Below are 15,453 nucleotides of genomic sequence, written 5' to 3'. Positions count from 1 at the left end.
CGTACGCTAAGCTCAGGGGTGGTCCGGTCTAGCACCTCGCTACAGCGTGATCGTCGCTCCGATGCGCAACATTCTGGGTTCGACAGTACGGCTGTGGATGCCTTCGATCCCGTCGACCGGTTCACCGGGCAGTCTTGACGCATAGTAATAGTCCGCGTCGGCACGCGCGGTGTCGAAGATGTTGAGCATCTCGGCGGTCACCTCGACGGGGCCGAACCGACGTGCCGCGCGCAGGTTGACGACGGTCGTGGCAGGGGACCGGACACTGTTGTCCTCGATCAAGGGATGCGGCCCCAGGTAGCGGACGCGGACCGCCGCATTGAAGCGACCGAAGATCGTGGCGAGGCCAAGCTCACCCGCCCCCTCCAGCGCGTTGGGGATGCGATCCCCGCCCGGCGCATCGACAAAGCGCGCATGATTGGTGGCGTAAACGGCATCGATCGCCAGCCAACGCACCGGCTTGAGGTAGGCGGTGACTTCATAGCCACGCCGTCGGCTCGGGCCGGTCGGGCTGACCGTGCCGTCGTCCCCCGAATAGACCAGTTCGCTCGACGCGCGGCTCCACCAGTGATCGATCGCCAGGATCAGCGGGCCGCGCTCGAACCGGGTGCCGACCTCGTATCCGGTCGCGCGTGCCAGGGCCGGCGTCGCATCGCCGGGCGCAATCACCCCGCGAATGGCATTGGAGTGAAACCCTTGGCCATAGTTCGCATAGATCGCCAGCCCGCGTGCGACCTGTATGTTCGCCCCGGCTTTCGGTGTCGCGATAGTGTCATTGACCGCCCCGGTGAACCCCGCGCCGGCGCGGGCGGTGGTGCGGAAACGGAAATGATCGATGCGCGCGCCTGCCAGCAGGCTGATCCGCTCGACGGGCTTCCAGCTGGCCTCAGCATAGCCGCTCAGCGATGTCTCGGTCGCATCCACTAGACTGGTGGTGCCGATCCGTTGGCCGAACTGCGTATGGTAGAGACCGAGGCGGTCGATACGGTCGGTCTGGCCGTCGGCCCCGATCGTCAGCGTGAGGGCGTCGGCGAGTTCAAACCGCCGCGCGATCCGCGCACCATAGGTCCAGCGATTCTCCGCTTGCTCCAGTTCGTCGCCGCGCACCGGGTCATTCAGGAAGAACGTGAAGTTGGATAGCAGATCGAACCGGTAATGCTGTGCATAGGCCGTCGCCGTCAGATGATCGCCGGTCAGGCCTATGTTGAACACCTCGCGGTTCGTACTGCCGCGCAGGAACGGGTCGAGCGTACCGAACCGGTCTGGGATCTGGTTGCCGATCGCACGGACCGGAATCTGCTCGGTCGGGCGCCAACGCGCATCGTAGAGCGACAGGCTGGCGCGCAGGGTGCCGATGCCGGTCTCCAAGGTATATTTGCCAAACGCGCCGACATGGTGCAGCCGTTCGAGCAACTGCCAGCGCCCGTCGTTCGCCTTCACCTCGGTGGCGAGCAACAGCGTGCCCGGTCCGATATCTAACGACCCGCCGACCGCGAGCCGGTGATAGCCGTAGCTGCCCGCCGTCACCGAAGCGAACGGACGCTCGAACCGATCCAGCGTATCGAGAGATGCCGCGGCGACGAACGAGAAATCGCCATCCGCCGCCCGGTACGGGCCTTTGCGATACGCTATGTGATCGACCGTTTCCGGGATCAGGCCGTTCAGGTCGAGATAGCCGTGGCCGTGCGCATGACTACGCAGATTATACGGCATCCCGTCGATCGCGATGCTGAAGTCGGTGCCGTGGTCGAGGTTGTAGCCGCGGATGAGATATTGCGCGGCCTTGCCGCCCCCCGAATGCTGAACCGCGATCATCCCCGGCACGGCTTCGGCCAGTTCGCTGGTGCGCAACAGCGGGTGGACGCGCAGTTCGGCCCCCGAGACGACACCTTCGCTGGCGGACTGAGCCGTACCGATGCGGCGTTCGCTGCGTCCGGTCACCACGATATCTGAGTGATCGTGGTCGGGGGTCGATGCCGCAGATTTCGCTGGTGGAGCTGCTTCCTGCGACGCGGCGACAGGCGCGATCATCACCGTCAAGGCCTGTCCAAGCATTGCTCACTCCATACAAGGCTACATGATTTAGCCTCGGCTTAATTGTGGAGCAATGGCAATTCGACTAGCGATCGGCGACCAGGGTTTTCGTATGTCGGATGAAGGCTTCCAGGGTTTCCTTACTGACGTGATGCTCAATGCCCTCCGCATCCGCCTCGGCAACAGCCTCGCTCACTCCCAAGGCGCGCAGGAAGTCATGAACAATGCGATGCCGGTCCCGTGACATGGCCGCCACCTCGGCCCCGCGTTCGGTCAGGAAGATCGATCGGTAGGGCAGGCTTTCGACCAGCCCCTCCCGTTGCAGCCGCTGCACGACCTTGGCCGCTGTCCCATGGCTGACGCCGAGATGCTCGGCCAGATCGGTCAGCCGCGCCTCCCCGATCATCGCGATCAGGTCGCCGATCAGTTCGACATAATCCTCGGCGACTTCGGTGCGCTGCGCTTCGCGCATACGCCGAAAGGCGGCTGCGCGACGTGTGGCGTCGGGTAAAGCTTTTACCGGCATCTTCGGTTGAGTGGTCATGCGCTCGTCCTTTTGCGCGACAGCAGTTTTTCACCATCGGGTCTGATCTCACCTTGCGGAGTAACGTCCCGGTATAGCGTCTAACGCGTGACGCCGAGTTCGGCGCACAGGTCTGCAACCTTGGTTTCCGGCTTGCCCATCGCCGCCTGGGCGAGGCGCAGCTTGGCAGGTGTCATCTTGAACGGACGACCGCCATGCCGGCCACGTGCGCGGGCGGAGGCCAGCGCGGCGCAGGTAGCTGACGCGAGTGATCGCCGGCAGCACGGTCGGTGAAAGCCCGACCGCCATGACGAAGGCGATCAGGATGACGAGCTGAATAGGATCGATCGCACCGAGCGTTGCGGCTGACAGGCCCGCAAACGCGCACGGCATTTCAGCCTTGCCGTGGTCCCGCGACTTGCTGTGATCAGGCATGTCGCCGTGCATACCCGGCATTGCCATCGTCACGGCTCGAGGGGCGACGCCGGAACATAGCTCGATTGTGATCCGGCCGTGCTCGCTGCCGATCATGTACCCGGTCGGTACGAGCAGCTTGAGCAACAGCGTTGCCGCGCACACGAGGCCGCGAAGTAGCGTTGCGCTAGGAGGCGACGAACGGCGAACACCGAACGCGGGTAGCGCAGGCAGGCAGTCCTGTCATTGCCGTGTCGATCTACCCTGCAAACGGACGGGATCAGAGAAGGCCGAGGCTGTCTTGCCGATCGGAACCTTCCCCGGTACGCAATGTCCGTCAGGCCGGAGAAGTGTCTCCGACCCGACAATGATCGCGTTGGTGTCCCGAGAGGGACTTAATAGGGAACACGGTGTGGGAGACGCTCTCCCGAAGCCGAGGCTGTCCCTGCAACTGTAAGCGGCGAGCGAGACGTACATCGCGTCCTCTTCTGGAGGGTGCAGCCACTGGACCAACGCCGTAACGGCCGAGATCCGGGAAGGCCGTATGTCGAGCGACGACCCGTGAGCCAGGAGACCTGCCAGCGTCTGGTCGCTCTTGCTTTGGTCCAGGGGATGGTCGGGGCACGGTTCTTCCGTCTGAGCGACGAACGAGCGGCGGGGGTCGCATCGGTTCGTGTCGCGGGCGCTTGCGTCCGCCTGCCGACGCGCGCCGACCGTTCACAGCGGACGCCCCCGTCCAAAGTCGCTTGGCGCACGGGGGACGGACATGAAGAATCTGAGATTACGAACAAAATGGCTCGAATGCATAGCTATCGCTTCGGCATGTAGCACCACACCCGCATGGGCTCAGGGGCAAGACACCGAGGCTGTGCCGTCACAGGCACCAAACGACATCGTCGTGTTCGGCCGCGGCGAAGCGAAGATCGGTGTTGCGCATGCAGCGAGTGAGGGCACCGTCGCCGGGGCCGACCTTCTGGTTCGCCCGCTGCTGCGCGTCGCCGAACTGCTGGAAGCGATTCCCGGGATGGTCGCTGCGCAGCATTCGGGCAGCGGCAAGGCCAACCAGTATTTCCTGCGTGGCTTCAATCTCGATCACGGCTCGGACTTCACGACCTATATCGACGGGGTGCAGATGAACCTGCGCACGCACGGTCACGGCCAGGGCTATCTCGATCTCAACGGACTGATCCCGGAGATCGTCGCGCGCGAGGATTTTCGCAAAGGGCCATACCGTGCCGATGGCGGCGACTTCGCGCTGGCGGGGGCTGCGTACATGACCACGATCGATGGCCTCGCCCGGCCGTTCCTGTCGGTCGAGGGCGGCTCTTATGGCTATGGCCGGATCGCCGCGGGTGGCACGATCGACGGGATCGGCACCGGCAAACTGACGCTCGTCGCGCAGACCAAGGTCTATGACGGCCCTTGGGAGGAGCCTGAGCATCTGCGCCATGCCTCTGGCTTCGCGAAATATACTGCTCCAGCCGGTGCAGGCCAGATCGAAGCGTCGCTCAACGCCTACCGCGCGACCTGGCGTCCGACCGAACAAATTCCGGAGCGCATAATCGGTACCGCGCTCTGCAAGGACGTCTTCTGCTCACCCGATCCGACTGCACGCGGCGAGACCACACGGTTGGTCGGCAATATCGCGGTCCGCCAGCCGGACTGGCACGCCAATGTGTATGGTCAGTTCTACGACTGGTCGATGTATTCGAACCCGACCTACACCGATCCGGACGGGACCAGCGCGCAAATCCGCCAGTTCGACAAACGCTGGATCGTCGGTGCACGGGGCGAAAAGCGCTGGACGCTCGCGCCGACCCTCGCCGTCTCGCTCGGTACCGAAGAGCGCTACGACCATATCGGTAGCGTCGGTGTGTACCGCACCAGCGCGCGATCGTTCCTGTCATCGCTCGGCCGCTACCATGTCGAGGAAGCGTCGGCAGCTTTGTATGGCGAAGCGACATGGACGCCGGTTAAGGGCCTCCGCCTGATCGGTGGGGTCCGCGGGGACTATTATCACTACGTCGTTCGCGCGCGGGATCAGGCGGCGGTGTTGGCCGGGGAAGGCAGCGGCGACGACACGATCCTATCGCCCAAGGCATCGATCGCGTACTCGCCGACCGATCGGCTGGAGTTCTACGGCAACTGGGGACGTGGGTTCCACTCCAACGACGTCCGCGGCGCGGTAAACGTCGAAACGCCGGTGCCTGTGCTGGTCCGCGGCAACGGCCGTGAAGTCGGCGCCCGGTGGCAGTTACCCGGCATTACGCTGACCGCGACCTATTGGTGGCTCGACGTCGACAGCGAACTGCGCTTCGTCGGAGATTCCAACGCGGTCGAACCGACCGGTGCCAGCGAGCGTCGTGGCTATGAACTGGTGGCGTTCTGGCGGCCCAGGCCGTGGCTTGCGATCGACGGCAATTACACCGCGAGCCGGTCGCGGTACGACAATGGTGATCGCATTCCGAACGCCTTCGAGAACGCCGCATCCGCCGGGATCGCGCTGGTGCTCGATCCGTGGGAGGCAAGCGTTCGCGTCCGTCACCTCGGGCCTTATCCGCTGATCGAAGACAATAGCGTCCGGGATTCAGGAAGCACCGTCGTCAACGTCCGGGCGGCCCGCAAAATCGGCCGGTTCGAGGTGTATGGCGAGGTGCTCAACATTCTCGACAGCCGTGACAAGGACATCGCCTATTTTTACGAATCCTATATTCCCTCGTTTGACGCTTCAGGGCCAACGGATGGCCGGTTGAGTCGTGTGGTCGAACCACGAACCTTGCGTCTGGGTACCAGGGTCAATTTCTGACCTGGCCGAGGGCATCGCCAGCCTGGGACCCGTTCCGCGCTGGCGATGCAACACCGCCGTGATCAGCCGAGTATCTCTCGCCGCACAATTTCCGCGCCGGCACTCAGCGCCTGGAGCTTGCCCCGAGCGACGTCGCGCGACAGCGGCGCCATCCCGCAGTTGGTGGCGGGCAAGAGCTTGTCGGCATCGACGAAGCGCAGCGCATTGCGCAATGTTTCGGCAACCTGCTCCGGCGTCTCGATCGTGTCGGTCGCGACGTCTATCGCGCCGACCATCACCTTCTTGCCGCGGACGAGCTCGATCAGGTCCATCGGCACGCGCGAGTTCTGGCATTCGAGCGAGATGATATCGATCTTCGACCTTTGCAGGTTGGGGAAGGTTTCCTCGTACTGGCGCCATTCGGAGCCGAGCGTCTTCTTCCAGTCGGTGTTAGCCTTGATGCCATAGCCATAGCAGATGTGGACGGCGGTCTCAGCCGTCATCCCTTCGGCCGCGCGCTCCAGGGCAGCGATGCCCCAGTCGTTCGCCTCGTTGAAAAACACGTTGAAGGCGGGTTCGTCGAACTGGATGATGTCGACGCCGACCGCCTGCAGCTCGCGGGCTTCCTCGTTGAGGATGCGGGCGAACTCCCATGCCAGCTTCTCGCGGCTCCGGTAATGCGCGTCGTAGAGGGTATCGATCATCGTCATCGGCCCCGGCAGCGTCCACTTGATCGGCTGATCGGTCTGCGCGCGCAGGAAACGGGCGTCGTCGACGAAGACCGATTTCGGGCGCGATACGGCGCCGACGACCGTCGGCACGCTGGCGTCGTAGCGGTTGCGGATGCGCACCGTCTCGCGCTTCTCAAAATCGACACCGTCGAGATGCTCGATGAAGGTCGTGACGAAGTGCTGGCGGGTCTGCTCGCCGTCACCGAGGATGTCGATACCCGCCTGCCGTTGGTCCTTGACCGCGAGGCGGAGCGCGTCCTGCTTGCCAGCGACCAGCTCGTCGCCCTCCAGCTTCCAGGGCGACCACAAGGTCTCGGGCTGGGCGAGCCAGGAAGGCTTGGGCAGGCTACCCGCGGTCGTCGTCGGCAACAATGTCGTCATGATGCAAATACCTTCGTGTCGTGGGGATCAGAGGCCGCAGGTCGCGGACCAGCGCCGAAGCGCGGCACTGTGCGGCTTGATGAAATGCTCTTCGGCGAATTTGCCCTGCTCGACAGCGAGGCAACCACGTTCCTCGCGATCGTAGACGATGCGAGTCAGCGAATAGTCCTGATACTTCAGGCTCGGCTGATAATGCTCCGCCGCGACCGAGTTCGCATTGTAGATTTCAGGACGATAGATTTTCTGGAACGTCTCCATCGTTGCGATGGTGCTGGCAAGTTCAAGGTTGGTGTAGTCGCTGACAAGATCGCCGGTGTGATAGACGGCGAACGGCGCGACGCTGTGTGGCGGCATGAAGTAGCGCACCTTCATACCCATCTTGGCGAAATACTGATCGGTCGAGGAAAACTTGTCGTTCCGGTACTCGACGCCGAGGATCGGATGCACGTTGGCGGTCCGGTGATACACCTCCTTGCTCGACACGCTGAGGCAGATAACCGGGGGCTTGCGGAAATTGTCACGGTAGGCGCTCGAGCCAAGGAAGTGCTTGAACAAGTTGCCGTGCAGATCGCCGAACCCCTCTGGCGCACCGCCACCCCCAGCCTTCAGGTGGTCAGGCAGGACGACGCTGAAATCGTAGTCACGTACATAGGACGAGAAGTTGTTGCCGATCATGCCGTCGGATCGCTCTCCGCTGATCCGGTCGGTCACGGTCGTGTGCAGAATCTCGATCAGCGGGAAGGCTTCGTCGTCGGCACCATCCCCGAGCGTGAGCGCGGCCGAGACGATCTTCAGCTCAAGCGTGTAGCGATCACCCCTGGGATTATCCCAGTGCATCAGCGCGTTGAACCGATGGTCGATCATCACCAGCGTGTTGCGCAGATTCTCCTGTCGGCTGTCTCCGCGCGCGAGATTGGCAAAATTGGTGGTGATGCGCGTGTTGTCGGCCGGACGATAATCCTCGTCGAACGGGATACTGCTGATCGAGAATATGAACCCGCTATTCGTCATGACTCACCCTGGCTATGCGGGCGGGAGGTCAGGCGAAAGCGCGCAAGGCGTGAACAGGCCCGGATGGCGGCAAGCCACGGACCGTCGCATCAAGCGCGATCCACCGGAGGAACCCCCGTCCGAGGAACGTTATGGCGTCGAAGGCAGGTATCCTGGCTTACGGGTCAACGCAGTGGCTCCGGCCTTCCCAGGCTCCTTGCGAGAACCCAGTGACACGAAATGGAGCCGCCACTCGCCGCTTACAGTTGCGGGGGCAGCGCCGGAATCTGACCCGAAGGACACCACCGGCTTCCCGTCTTAGCCCCATCGCCATGCCTGGAATGGGGAACCTCGACGTGGCCGTTCGACACGAGCGAGCGATCATTGTCAACAAACATATAAAGATATCTTTATATGTTGATGAGGCGGCATGAGTGGAAGCATGGCGGACGGTGGTACGGCTACGCCCACCATGCCGTTCTCAGTCCGCGAAGCCACTTGGCCTTGACGTAAAGGGCCGTTTCCTGCGACCTCAGTGAGGTCAAGGTTCCTTCGCCGATTGGCCGAAGGCTAAGACGGGAAATCGGTTCGATTCCGATGCTGCCCCCGCAACTGTAAGCGGCGAGTAGAAATTCCCTCGTGTGCCACTGGCGCTTCCGCGCTGGGAAGGCCGGGATTTCGACGATGACCCGCGAGCCAGGATACCTGCCTTCGACGCCATAACGACCACCGGCGGGGTGCCCGGTCTGGCCGCTGCGTGCTGTAGGAAGAGGTGTACCTCTCCCGTTGGTCGCTGGCGTCTGGATGCCCTCGCGAATGATTGAGGACCAGGATGCCACAGGAACACCACAGCACCCCTATTCAGCTGATCGACATGGTCTTCCCCGGTGACGCCAATCACCACGGCACGCTGTTCGGTGGTGTGGCTCTGGCGCATATGGACAAGGTCGCCTTCCTGGCGGCCTCACGCCACGGTCGCGCGGCCTTCGTCACCGCCTCTTCGGAAAAGATCGATTTCGCGGCGCCTGCCCGGATCGGCGATATGGTCGAGGTGACAGGTTGCGTCGTGCGGGTTGGACGTAAGTCGCTCGACGTCGAGGTCGAACTGATCGCGGAGGCACCGGTATCGGGCGAACGACGGCTGTGTACGCGAGGCCGTTTCACGCTCGTCGCAGTCGGAAGCGAAGACCCTCTGCCACCGATGGGTGAGATGGTTCCGCATGATGCGGTGCAGCCGTTGCGAATGGTCGAAATGATTTTCCCGAACCAGACCAACCATTACGGCACCCTCTATGGTGGTGATGCACTTCGCATGATGGGCAAGGCGGCATTCATTGCCTCAACCCGCCAAGCCCGGGCGGTAATGGTTATGGCAGCATCTGACCGGATCGACTTCCGTTCCCCTATCCAGAAGGGCGAGATGGTCGAGCTAACCGCCGAAGTACGGATGACCGGGCGCAGTTCCGTGCGCATCAGTGTTGATCTTAGCGCCGAGGATTTAATATCCGGGGAACGACGACATGCGGCCACGGCTCTATTCACGATGGTTTCGGTTGATGAAAATGGTCGAGCGAAGCCGTTCGGTTGTATCGGATAGTACCGGGCCTTCAGCCCCCCAAACCTTCCCAAAAGGGAACCGCCAGTGAGACGGTGAGGGCGTTCTCGGAATCGATCCAATTTCGGGAATGTCTGGAACGGAGAGGAAAGCAGACCGCCTGCATTCGGGAAGGGGCGAGGGATAGCCGCCTATGGCTTTCTCAGATCAGCATCTTGAGGTTCAAGGTGGCGGGCGCGGCCGTGGAGCAAATCATTATCGTGAACATCGTTAGGTGGTTTACGTCCGATACCGTCATGACCCACTCTTCTCCGCCCCAGAACACCTCGCCCTGATCACGTATAAGTAGACCTGCATATTTTAGTGCGAAGCAACGGGCTGCAGCAAGCGACGGTAAATTCTCTCCGACACAGGGAATAGCCGGATTAGCATCGGCAATCTCGAAATAGTAAATTGGCATTAGAACTCCCGAAATTACGCGGGAGCACCAAGTCTCTCAGTCGCCGACAACCAACGATTTACCGTAAGCGAATACCGTAGGGCTTCGGTTCCACTGGGCGCATCTGACCTGACGGTCCGTCTGGTAGCTCATGTTTAATCGCATTTCGCTTGGTCTGCCGCCGAGGTAGACGATCAAAAAACGTCTGAAATTGGGCGAACTGTTCGGTGAGAGGTGGCTGGCAACACCCCAAGATTGTGGAGAGCTTGCGCTGCGATATTGTGGAGGACGACCACGTTGAGCTAGCTTATCAATGAGGCTGATCGGAGCATGGCGATGAACATCCAAGGCTTGTATGCGGTGGCATGTGTAACTGACATGGCTCGCGCCGAAGATTGGTATACGACTCTGCTTGCCCGACCCGCTGACGACCATCCTATGCCTACCCTGACGCAGTGGCGGAATATTGGCACGGCGGGTATTCAATTAATCTGCGATTTCGAGAAGGCTGGACGGTCCGTAGTTACGATCGTGACGCCCAATATGGGCGCGGAAAAGGACAGACTTACCGATCTGGGTCTCGATATCGGCCCGATCAGCCGGGGTAGTTTCGGCGCTATAGCCGAGATTGCTGATCAGGATGGCAACAGGATCATCATAGCGGAGCCCCCAAAGGATTTCACCGGTTGACGAAAGAGCTGATCTCACACGTCCACCATCATAATGGATACCGGACATATCCACCCGTTTAGCCCAAACCGTCTACTATTGGCATGTCACATACCGGCAAAGCCTAGAACGTTGGCCTTGTAATAACAGAACTTGTCATTTGCCCACCCCAACCTTTGCTAGAACCCGATTTTATAGGTTCGGAGCAAAAGTCGTGCTGAACCAATGTCCGCTTTCGCGGATGCAAATTACCCATCTTTGCGTCGGCGATTGGGCGGTTTGGTCATTTTGGCCATTCCCAAAAGGGAACCGCCAGTGAGACGGTGAGGGCGTTCTCGGAATCGATCGAATTTTGGGAATAGCCGGGGTTGTTTACCGTTCGATCGTGAGGATCGCCGAACATCCCCAACGACTGGCCAGGGCTGTCCGCCAAACGCCACATACGTTCCAAGAGGTCGCTTCATCTTTGAGATTGTCTGGCCTCGCCGACCAATGGTACGACCACTTCGAACACCACCTCACTAGAGAAATATGAGATTTAGCTGTTCCACCGGTTTCATGCGCCAAAACACACTAAATAAGCTGTGCGCCAAAGCTGGTCCGTGTCGGGGGCCCAACCGGTGGACCTCCTGACTCAACCCAATGTGAGGTGGAGATCGCTCGACTGCCAACCGTCGATGACCTTCCCGCTTAGTTCTGATCTATTACCCTATCCGAGATCGATAAGAATCGTATATTAATATCTAATGATATACCTGTTACTAACAAATCATTATAGGTCACTTACTAAAACCATATATTTCGGTGATAACGTCGTCAAATACGCTTCTTAGGCGAGATATCGTTTCATCTGATAAAATTAAGTCTTTTCCTTTTTCTATATCAAAAACTTGTCGGCTTTGAATTAGGTATTTTATCCAACGCGTACACGTTTCTACATTAGCGCCTAACTTATGGATTACCTCAGACTTGGATAATATTCTATTTTCTGCGTGGGCAACAAATAGGGTAAGCAAAATTATCCATGCGTGGTCATTAAACATATTACTAGGAAATAGCACATTACGATTCAGACGCGTAGATAGTATCATCTTTGCTATTTGCGCTCGCCGCTCATCACCATGCATTTGCCGCATATGATCTAGATTAGTAATTTAGTATATAATCTAGATCAATTAGGTCAATTATTCGACGTAGTACGTTTTACTTTTGGGGATGCCTTTTGTACTAGTTGTCCTATAAATCTTAGGACTGAATACCGTTAATGTCCTGACGGTAAATTACCTCAGCTCCACCACCTCGATCGGAGGGAGCGACGCCACTTGGCAACCGCCAGTGAGCCCTGGCCTGCCATAGTTTTGGAGGAGATATGGTTGCAGACCCTTAGCCGGCTGGTCAGTGAGATACTCCGATTTTTCGCTGTCCATTTCGCGACATGGCATAGATTGAATTGTCGAATGTCACGCCTACGGGCTGCGAACTATGCCTTTTTGCAAGATGATCTGATATTTCTCTGCATATGTCCTCTTTGTAAAAGAAATGCTCTCGCAACTCAAAAATTAATATGTCAACGTTGGCAAAATATCTATACACCGCGGGACTGGTAATATTTGCTTTCTTAGCAAGATCACCAAGTTTTAGAGATGCAGTTCCGGTCATCTCAATAGTGCTTAGAGCTATATCTAGCAATTGAAGACGGCGCCTAACGTAGGTCATTCGTGTATGCGATCGAATACCAGGGGAAAATCTCACCATATAAATGGTCCCTCGATAAAATTACGGTATTGCGTCATCATTGCAATAAGAGTTGTATCATCTGCCCAAAGCCTCGCGGCCCAAAGCCCGACTGGCTGCAACTATACCCGCATCTGCCGCCTTACCGAGCAAGCTCCGACCGCGGATCGGGTCTTTCACGATCCCGGTGCCATTGAGGTACGCCAGGCCAAGAACGTACTCAGCTTGGGCATTACCGGCATTTGATGCGACGGTGATGAACCGGATGCCTTCCTCCGCTTTGCCATTCGCGATCAAGGTCAGCCCCAGGCGCAAGGCTGCTTCTCTGTGGCCTAACGCCGCCGCAAGCCGATAATATCTCATTGCGCGGTCTGGCGATTGATTTTCGATGCTGCGGCCGAGCTGATACAGCTGTTCGGATTCATTCAGCGTTTGGTCGACCGGCGTCGGCGTCGGTGCCTGCTTTCTCCATGTCCCGGAAGGCTTTCCGCTCGAACGCTCATACGTGCGCCAGAGGATAGTGGTACCGACCGCCAGGTCGACTTTTGCCGCCCCACTGCGCCCGCCATCGGCCATCAAAAATCGAGTAGGTATCCCGCCTTTTACCGACCTCGTAGCGGTCACAAAGCCTTTCGCCTCAAGCTGCGCGACAACGGCCATCTGATAATAGCCTTGAGGTTCACCGACGATCAAGACGGCCCCCGGCTTTACCAAAGCTGCCACTTCTCGCGCCGTGTCTTCGGCAAAGACGTGCGCGTCGACGGGGGGCGTTTGAGCCGTGCTGACCGAAACAGGTGCCGCCAGAAGCGCGGCAGCGAGGCGTAACGTGGGCTTGCACCAGGCCAAGCCGTTAGGTCCGCCGCGTCGGATCACACAACGGTTCCGCCGTCCTGACGTCATCCCGCACCTACCCGGTCGGCACATGCCGACGTCTGCCAAACAACCCGCAGCACGATCGGCCGACGGCTAGCCAGCGGCCCCTGCTGGGGAGTTCCGAAGACCACCTGCATCCGGCAGCGCATCGGGTCGTCGCCTGTTGCCGTAAGATTCAGGATGTAATTGAATGTGCGCGTCATGGTCTCGCCGAAATGCGGCGCGCCGACGATGCGGTAGACTGCGTCCTTGTCCATACCTGGCACAATCAATCTGACTATTGAAGGCTGGATGACGATGCCCTTTTTCCGATCATAAGCGGACTTTGTCTTGAACGCGCTGCCATCGACGAGTGGTCGTGGGGATGGCGCAGACATAGTGGGGACTTGGGAAAAGGCCGCGCCCTTTGGTACGAGGAGGCTCGCCGGCGCGGCCAAGGCAAGGATCAAACTGACATACTGCTTCATGATGGTTCTCCGCTGGAGGAGCGGGTCACGTGACGCGACCCGCTATTAGTCAGAACTGGTACCCGATGCCTGCGTTGGCACCGCTGTTTCCACGCGTGTCGCGGTTGACGCCGGCCTTCAGAATGGTGTGGCCGTCGTCGAAGATCCGCGAAACGCCAACTGCGAAGGCGGCCTGACCACGGTATGTACCAACGCCTCCCGCAACGAGGCTCTTGCCCGGTTCGAAGGCCTGGGGAAGCGCCGCTGAAGCCAACGCTCCGGCCGTGCCAGCGTTTGCGTCACGCTTGTAGGTCTGTAGATCGAAGTTGACCGCGTTGATCCGTACGTCGGTATACTCATTAGCTGCTGCCAACGTGCTCGCCAGTCCGGATCCCAGTTGCCCGACGTTGACAGCGTCGGTCGCCAAGGTACCTGCGGCAACGTTGCGAAGGGCGACCGGCGATCCGCCGCTGTTCAGCGTGACCCCAGTGCGCGTTGCATCATCATATTGCACTGCGCTTTGCCCAAGTGTCGCGAGCGCTAGGTTGGTGGCGGCAAGCTGGCCACCATTGACCGCCTCTGTCGAACCGGCTGCGAGTAGACCGGCTGCGACGTTCGCCAGCGTCTGTGCGGCGCCTGGGGCAGCGCCTGAAGCGCCTGCCGCCACTAAGTTAAGCCGGTCGCCAGTGCCAGGGCGCTGAACGGCTCCGATCGTGCTGCCGCCTACAATAGTGGTAAGTGCTGAGATGCTGCTGTTGGTAGCGGCAAGCTGCGAACCGTTTACCGCATCAGTCGATCCGGCAGCAATTGACCCCGCCGCGACGTTCGTCACCGTTTTCCCGCCAGCATTGATCCCCGTGGTCGTAAGGCTCGGTCCGCCAGCGATTGTGAGACCGGCTGCGTTGATGACCGTGCCACCGGTCGTCAGACTGTCAGCCACCAGGTTCGGGTTGGTCGCGATCGTAAGATCGGTACCGCTCTGACTGATCGAGATGTTGTTACCCGCCGTGATCGTCTGCCGCGTGCCAGGTGCGACGTTGGCAACCGCGGTGCCCGTGACCGTCCCCGTCCCGGTCCGAGCGGTGGTGATGTCAAAGCCCCGGTTTGCGGTCGCGGCCGCGTTGGTGATGGCGGTGTTGTAGTTGTCGAACGCGCCTTGCACGGTCGTCGCGGTCGTACCCCCAGCAGTGGTGTAGGTCGGCCCGGTATAGGTACCGTCGGGATTGACGGTACCGCCGATGACGCCCGCAAACTGTCCTTGGACGCCTCTCAACTGGCTGACGTTGACCGCATCGGTCGCAGCGGTACCCGCGGCAAGGTTGCCGAGCGTCTGGAGCGCGCCAGGTGATGCACCCGTGCTGCCCGGCGCAACCAGCGCCAGCCGGTTGGCCGTGCCACTCTGCTGGACCGGACCGATCGTGCCGCTGGCGATGCTATTGCCGAGGTTGGTGATCGCCGTGGTATTGCCGGCGATGGCGCCGGTGTTCGCCGCAACCTGCTGGTTGGTGGCAAACAGCTGCGCGCCGTTGACCGCCTCGGTCGAGGTGGCACTCAGCTCGCCCTGATGGAGGTTGCCGATCGTCGTGCCGCCCGTCACGCCACCATCGGTCGAAGCGACGCCTGCAAGCGTCGTGCGTGTCTTGGCCGCGTCATCATACTGCACCGAGTTGTCGGCAACAGCACCAATCGCCTGGAGCTGGCCCAGATTGACGGCATCCGTTGTCGCAACGCCAGCTGCGACGTTGGCAATCACCTGATTGCCAGCATTGATCCCGGCGGTGGTGACGCTGGGGCCGCCTGCGATGGTCAGCCCGGTCGCGCCCAACGTGGAGGCCCCGTTCGTGAAGCCGGCCGTGTTGATCACCGTACCGCCGGTCGT

The 15,453-nt window shown here is 60.2% G+C and carries 12 protein-coding genes and 3 riboswitches; of the genes, 3 read left to right on the top strand and 9 right to left on the bottom strand.

Annotated elements, in window-relative coordinates:
• Window positions 1-39: 39 nt before the first annotated feature.
• Window positions 40-2,055 carry a TonB-dependent receptor gene (locus C8J26_RS17380; protein ID WP_082445369.1) on the bottom strand — a complete coding sequence of 672 codons (2,016 nt, stop codon included), beginning with the start codon at window positions 2,053-2,055 and terminating at the stop codon, window positions 40-42.
• A 64-nt stretch (window positions 2,056-2,119) separates the two neighbouring features.
• Window positions 2,120-2,578, bottom strand: coding sequence for a manganese-binding transcriptional regulator MntR (mntR, locus tag C8J26_RS17375; RefSeq protein ID WP_056418680.1), 459 nt, complete (start codon window positions 2,576-2,578; stop codon window positions 2,120-2,122).
• Window positions 2,579-3,331: 753 nt separating this feature from the next.
• Window positions 3,332-3,568, top strand: a riboswitch (cobalamin riboswitch).
• A gap of 169 nt (window positions 3,569-3,737) precedes the next feature.
• Here mntR and C8J26_RS17360 point away from each other — a divergent pair.
• On the top strand, window positions 3,738-5,777 hold the full coding sequence (locus C8J26_RS17360; protein ID WP_082445368.1) for a TonB-dependent receptor: 2,040 nt from the start codon (window positions 3,738-3,740) through the stop codon (window positions 5,775-5,777).
• A 62-nt stretch (window positions 5,778-5,839) separates the two neighbouring features.
• On the opposite strand, the gene C8J26_RS17355 is transcribed toward C8J26_RS17360, so the two are convergent.
• The gene (locus C8J26_RS17355; RefSeq protein WP_056418676.1) at window positions 5,840-6,868 is read right to left on the bottom strand and encodes a methionine synthase; all 1,029 of its coding nucleotides are present in this window, start codon (window positions 6,866-6,868) and stop codon (window positions 5,840-5,842) included.
• A gap of 27 nt (window positions 6,869-6,895) precedes the next feature.
• Window positions 6,896-7,879 (bottom strand): putative oxygenase MesX, encoded by a 984-nt coding sequence (locus C8J26_RS17350; RefSeq protein ID WP_056418674.1) that lies wholly within the window; start codon window positions 7,877-7,879, stop codon window positions 6,896-6,898.
• A gap of 125 nt (window positions 7,880-8,004) precedes the next feature.
• A riboswitch (cobalamin riboswitch) is annotated at window positions 8,005-8,226 on the bottom strand.
• A 159-nt stretch (window positions 8,227-8,385) separates the two neighbouring features.
• Window positions 8,386-8,586, top strand: a riboswitch (cobalamin riboswitch).
• Between the two features lie 104 nt (window positions 8,587-8,690).
• Between C8J26_RS17350 and C8J26_RS17345 the strand changes: the two genes are divergently transcribed.
• Window positions 8,691-9,455 carry an acyl-CoA thioesterase gene (locus C8J26_RS17345; RefSeq protein ID WP_208631446.1) on the top strand — a complete coding sequence of 255 codons (765 nt, stop codon included), beginning with the start codon at window positions 8,691-8,693 and terminating at the stop codon, window positions 9,453-9,455.
• A gap of 160 nt (window positions 9,456-9,615) precedes the next feature.
• On the opposite strand, the gene C8J26_RS20240 is transcribed toward C8J26_RS17345, so the two are convergent.
• Complete coding sequence (locus C8J26_RS20240) at window positions 9,616-9,873, bottom strand: DUF6894 family protein (protein ID WP_146168888.1); 258 nt, start codon at window positions 9,871-9,873, stop codon at window positions 9,616-9,618.
• A gap of 309 nt (window positions 9,874-10,182) precedes the next feature.
• Here C8J26_RS20240 and C8J26_RS17340 point away from each other — a divergent pair, with 309 nt between their 5' ends.
• Window positions 10,183-10,542, top strand: a complete 360-nt coding sequence (locus tag C8J26_RS17340; RefSeq protein WP_107955855.1) for a VOC family protein — start codon at window positions 10,183-10,185, stop codon at window positions 10,540-10,542.
• Between the two features lie 1,374 nt (window positions 10,543-11,916).
• Here C8J26_RS17340 and C8J26_RS21210 read toward each other — a convergent pair.
• The 4 genes from C8J26_RS21210 to C8J26_RS20590 all read right to left on the bottom strand — a co-directional run bounded on the left by C8J26_RS21210 (window position 11,917) and on the right by C8J26_RS20590 (window position 15,327).
• Entirely contained in the window at window positions 11,917-12,237 is a 321-nt protein-coding gene (locus C8J26_RS21210) for a TetR/AcrR family transcriptional regulator (protein ID WP_416354519.1), read from the bottom strand.
• A 96-nt stretch (window positions 12,238-12,333) separates the two neighbouring features.
• On the bottom strand, window positions 12,334-12,978 hold the full coding sequence (locus C8J26_RS17330) for a tetratricopeptide repeat protein (protein WP_162237049.1): 645 nt from the start codon (window positions 12,976-12,978) through the stop codon (window positions 12,334-12,336).
• Between the two features lie 173 nt (window positions 12,979-13,151).
• Window positions 13,152-13,595 carry an outer membrane protein assembly factor BamE domain-containing protein gene (gene bamE, locus C8J26_RS17325; protein WP_056418667.1) on the bottom strand — a complete coding sequence of 148 codons (444 nt, stop codon included), beginning with the start codon at window positions 13,593-13,595 and terminating at the stop codon, window positions 13,152-13,154.
• A 49-nt stretch (window positions 13,596-13,644) separates the two neighbouring features.
• Window positions 13,645-15,327 carry a YadA family autotransporter adhesin gene (locus C8J26_RS20590; protein WP_208631445.1) on the bottom strand — a complete coding sequence of 561 codons (1,683 nt, stop codon included), beginning with the start codon at window positions 15,325-15,327 and terminating at the stop codon, window positions 13,645-13,647.
• Between the last annotated feature and the right edge of the window lie 126 nt (window positions 15,328-15,453).

Source organism: Sphingomonas aurantiaca, from assembly GCF_003050705.1.
GTDB classification, from domain to species: Bacteria; Pseudomonadota; Alphaproteobacteria; order Sphingomonadales; family Sphingomonadaceae; genus Sphingomonas; species Sphingomonas aurantiaca.
This window is presented reverse-complemented; position numbering and strand designations above follow the sequence as displayed.

Excerpts from the sequence above, each read along its gene's own strand:
- C8J26_RS17380 (WP_082445369.1), bottom strand. The coding sequence starts at position 2,055 with ATGCTTGGACAGGCCTTGACGGTGATGATCGCGCCTGTCGCCGCGTCG.
- mntR (WP_056418680.1), bottom strand. The coding sequence starts at position 2,578 with ATGACCACTCAACCGAAGATGCCGGTAAAAGCTTTACCCGACGCCACA.
- C8J26_RS17360 (WP_082445368.1), top strand. The coding sequence starts at position 3,738 with ATGAAGAATCTGAGATTACGAACAAAATGGCTCGAATGCATAGCTATC.
- C8J26_RS17355 (WP_056418676.1), bottom strand. The coding sequence starts at position 6,868 with ATGACGACATTGTTGCCGACGACGACCGCGGGTAGCCTGCCCAAGCCT.
- C8J26_RS17350 (WP_056418674.1), bottom strand. The coding sequence starts at position 7,879 with ATGACGAATAGCGGGTTCATATTCTCGATCAGCAGTATCCCGTTCGAC.
- C8J26_RS17345 (WP_208631446.1), top strand. The coding sequence starts at position 8,691 with ATGCCACAGGAACACCACAGCACCCCTATTCAGCTGATCGACATGGTC.
- C8J26_RS20240 (WP_146168888.1), bottom strand. The coding sequence starts at position 9,873 with ATGCCAATTTACTATTTCGAGATTGCCGATGCTAATCCGGCTATTCCC.
- C8J26_RS17340 (WP_107955855.1), top strand. The coding sequence starts at position 10,183 with ATGGCGATGAACATCCAAGGCTTGTATGCGGTGGCATGTGTAACTGAC.
- C8J26_RS21210 (WP_416354519.1), bottom strand. The coding sequence starts at position 12,237 with ATGACCTACGTTAGGCGCCGTCTTCAATTGCTAGATATAGCTCTAAGC.
- bamE (WP_056418667.1), bottom strand. The coding sequence starts at position 13,595 with ATGAAGCAGTATGTCAGTTTGATCCTTGCCTTGGCCGCGCCGGCGAGC.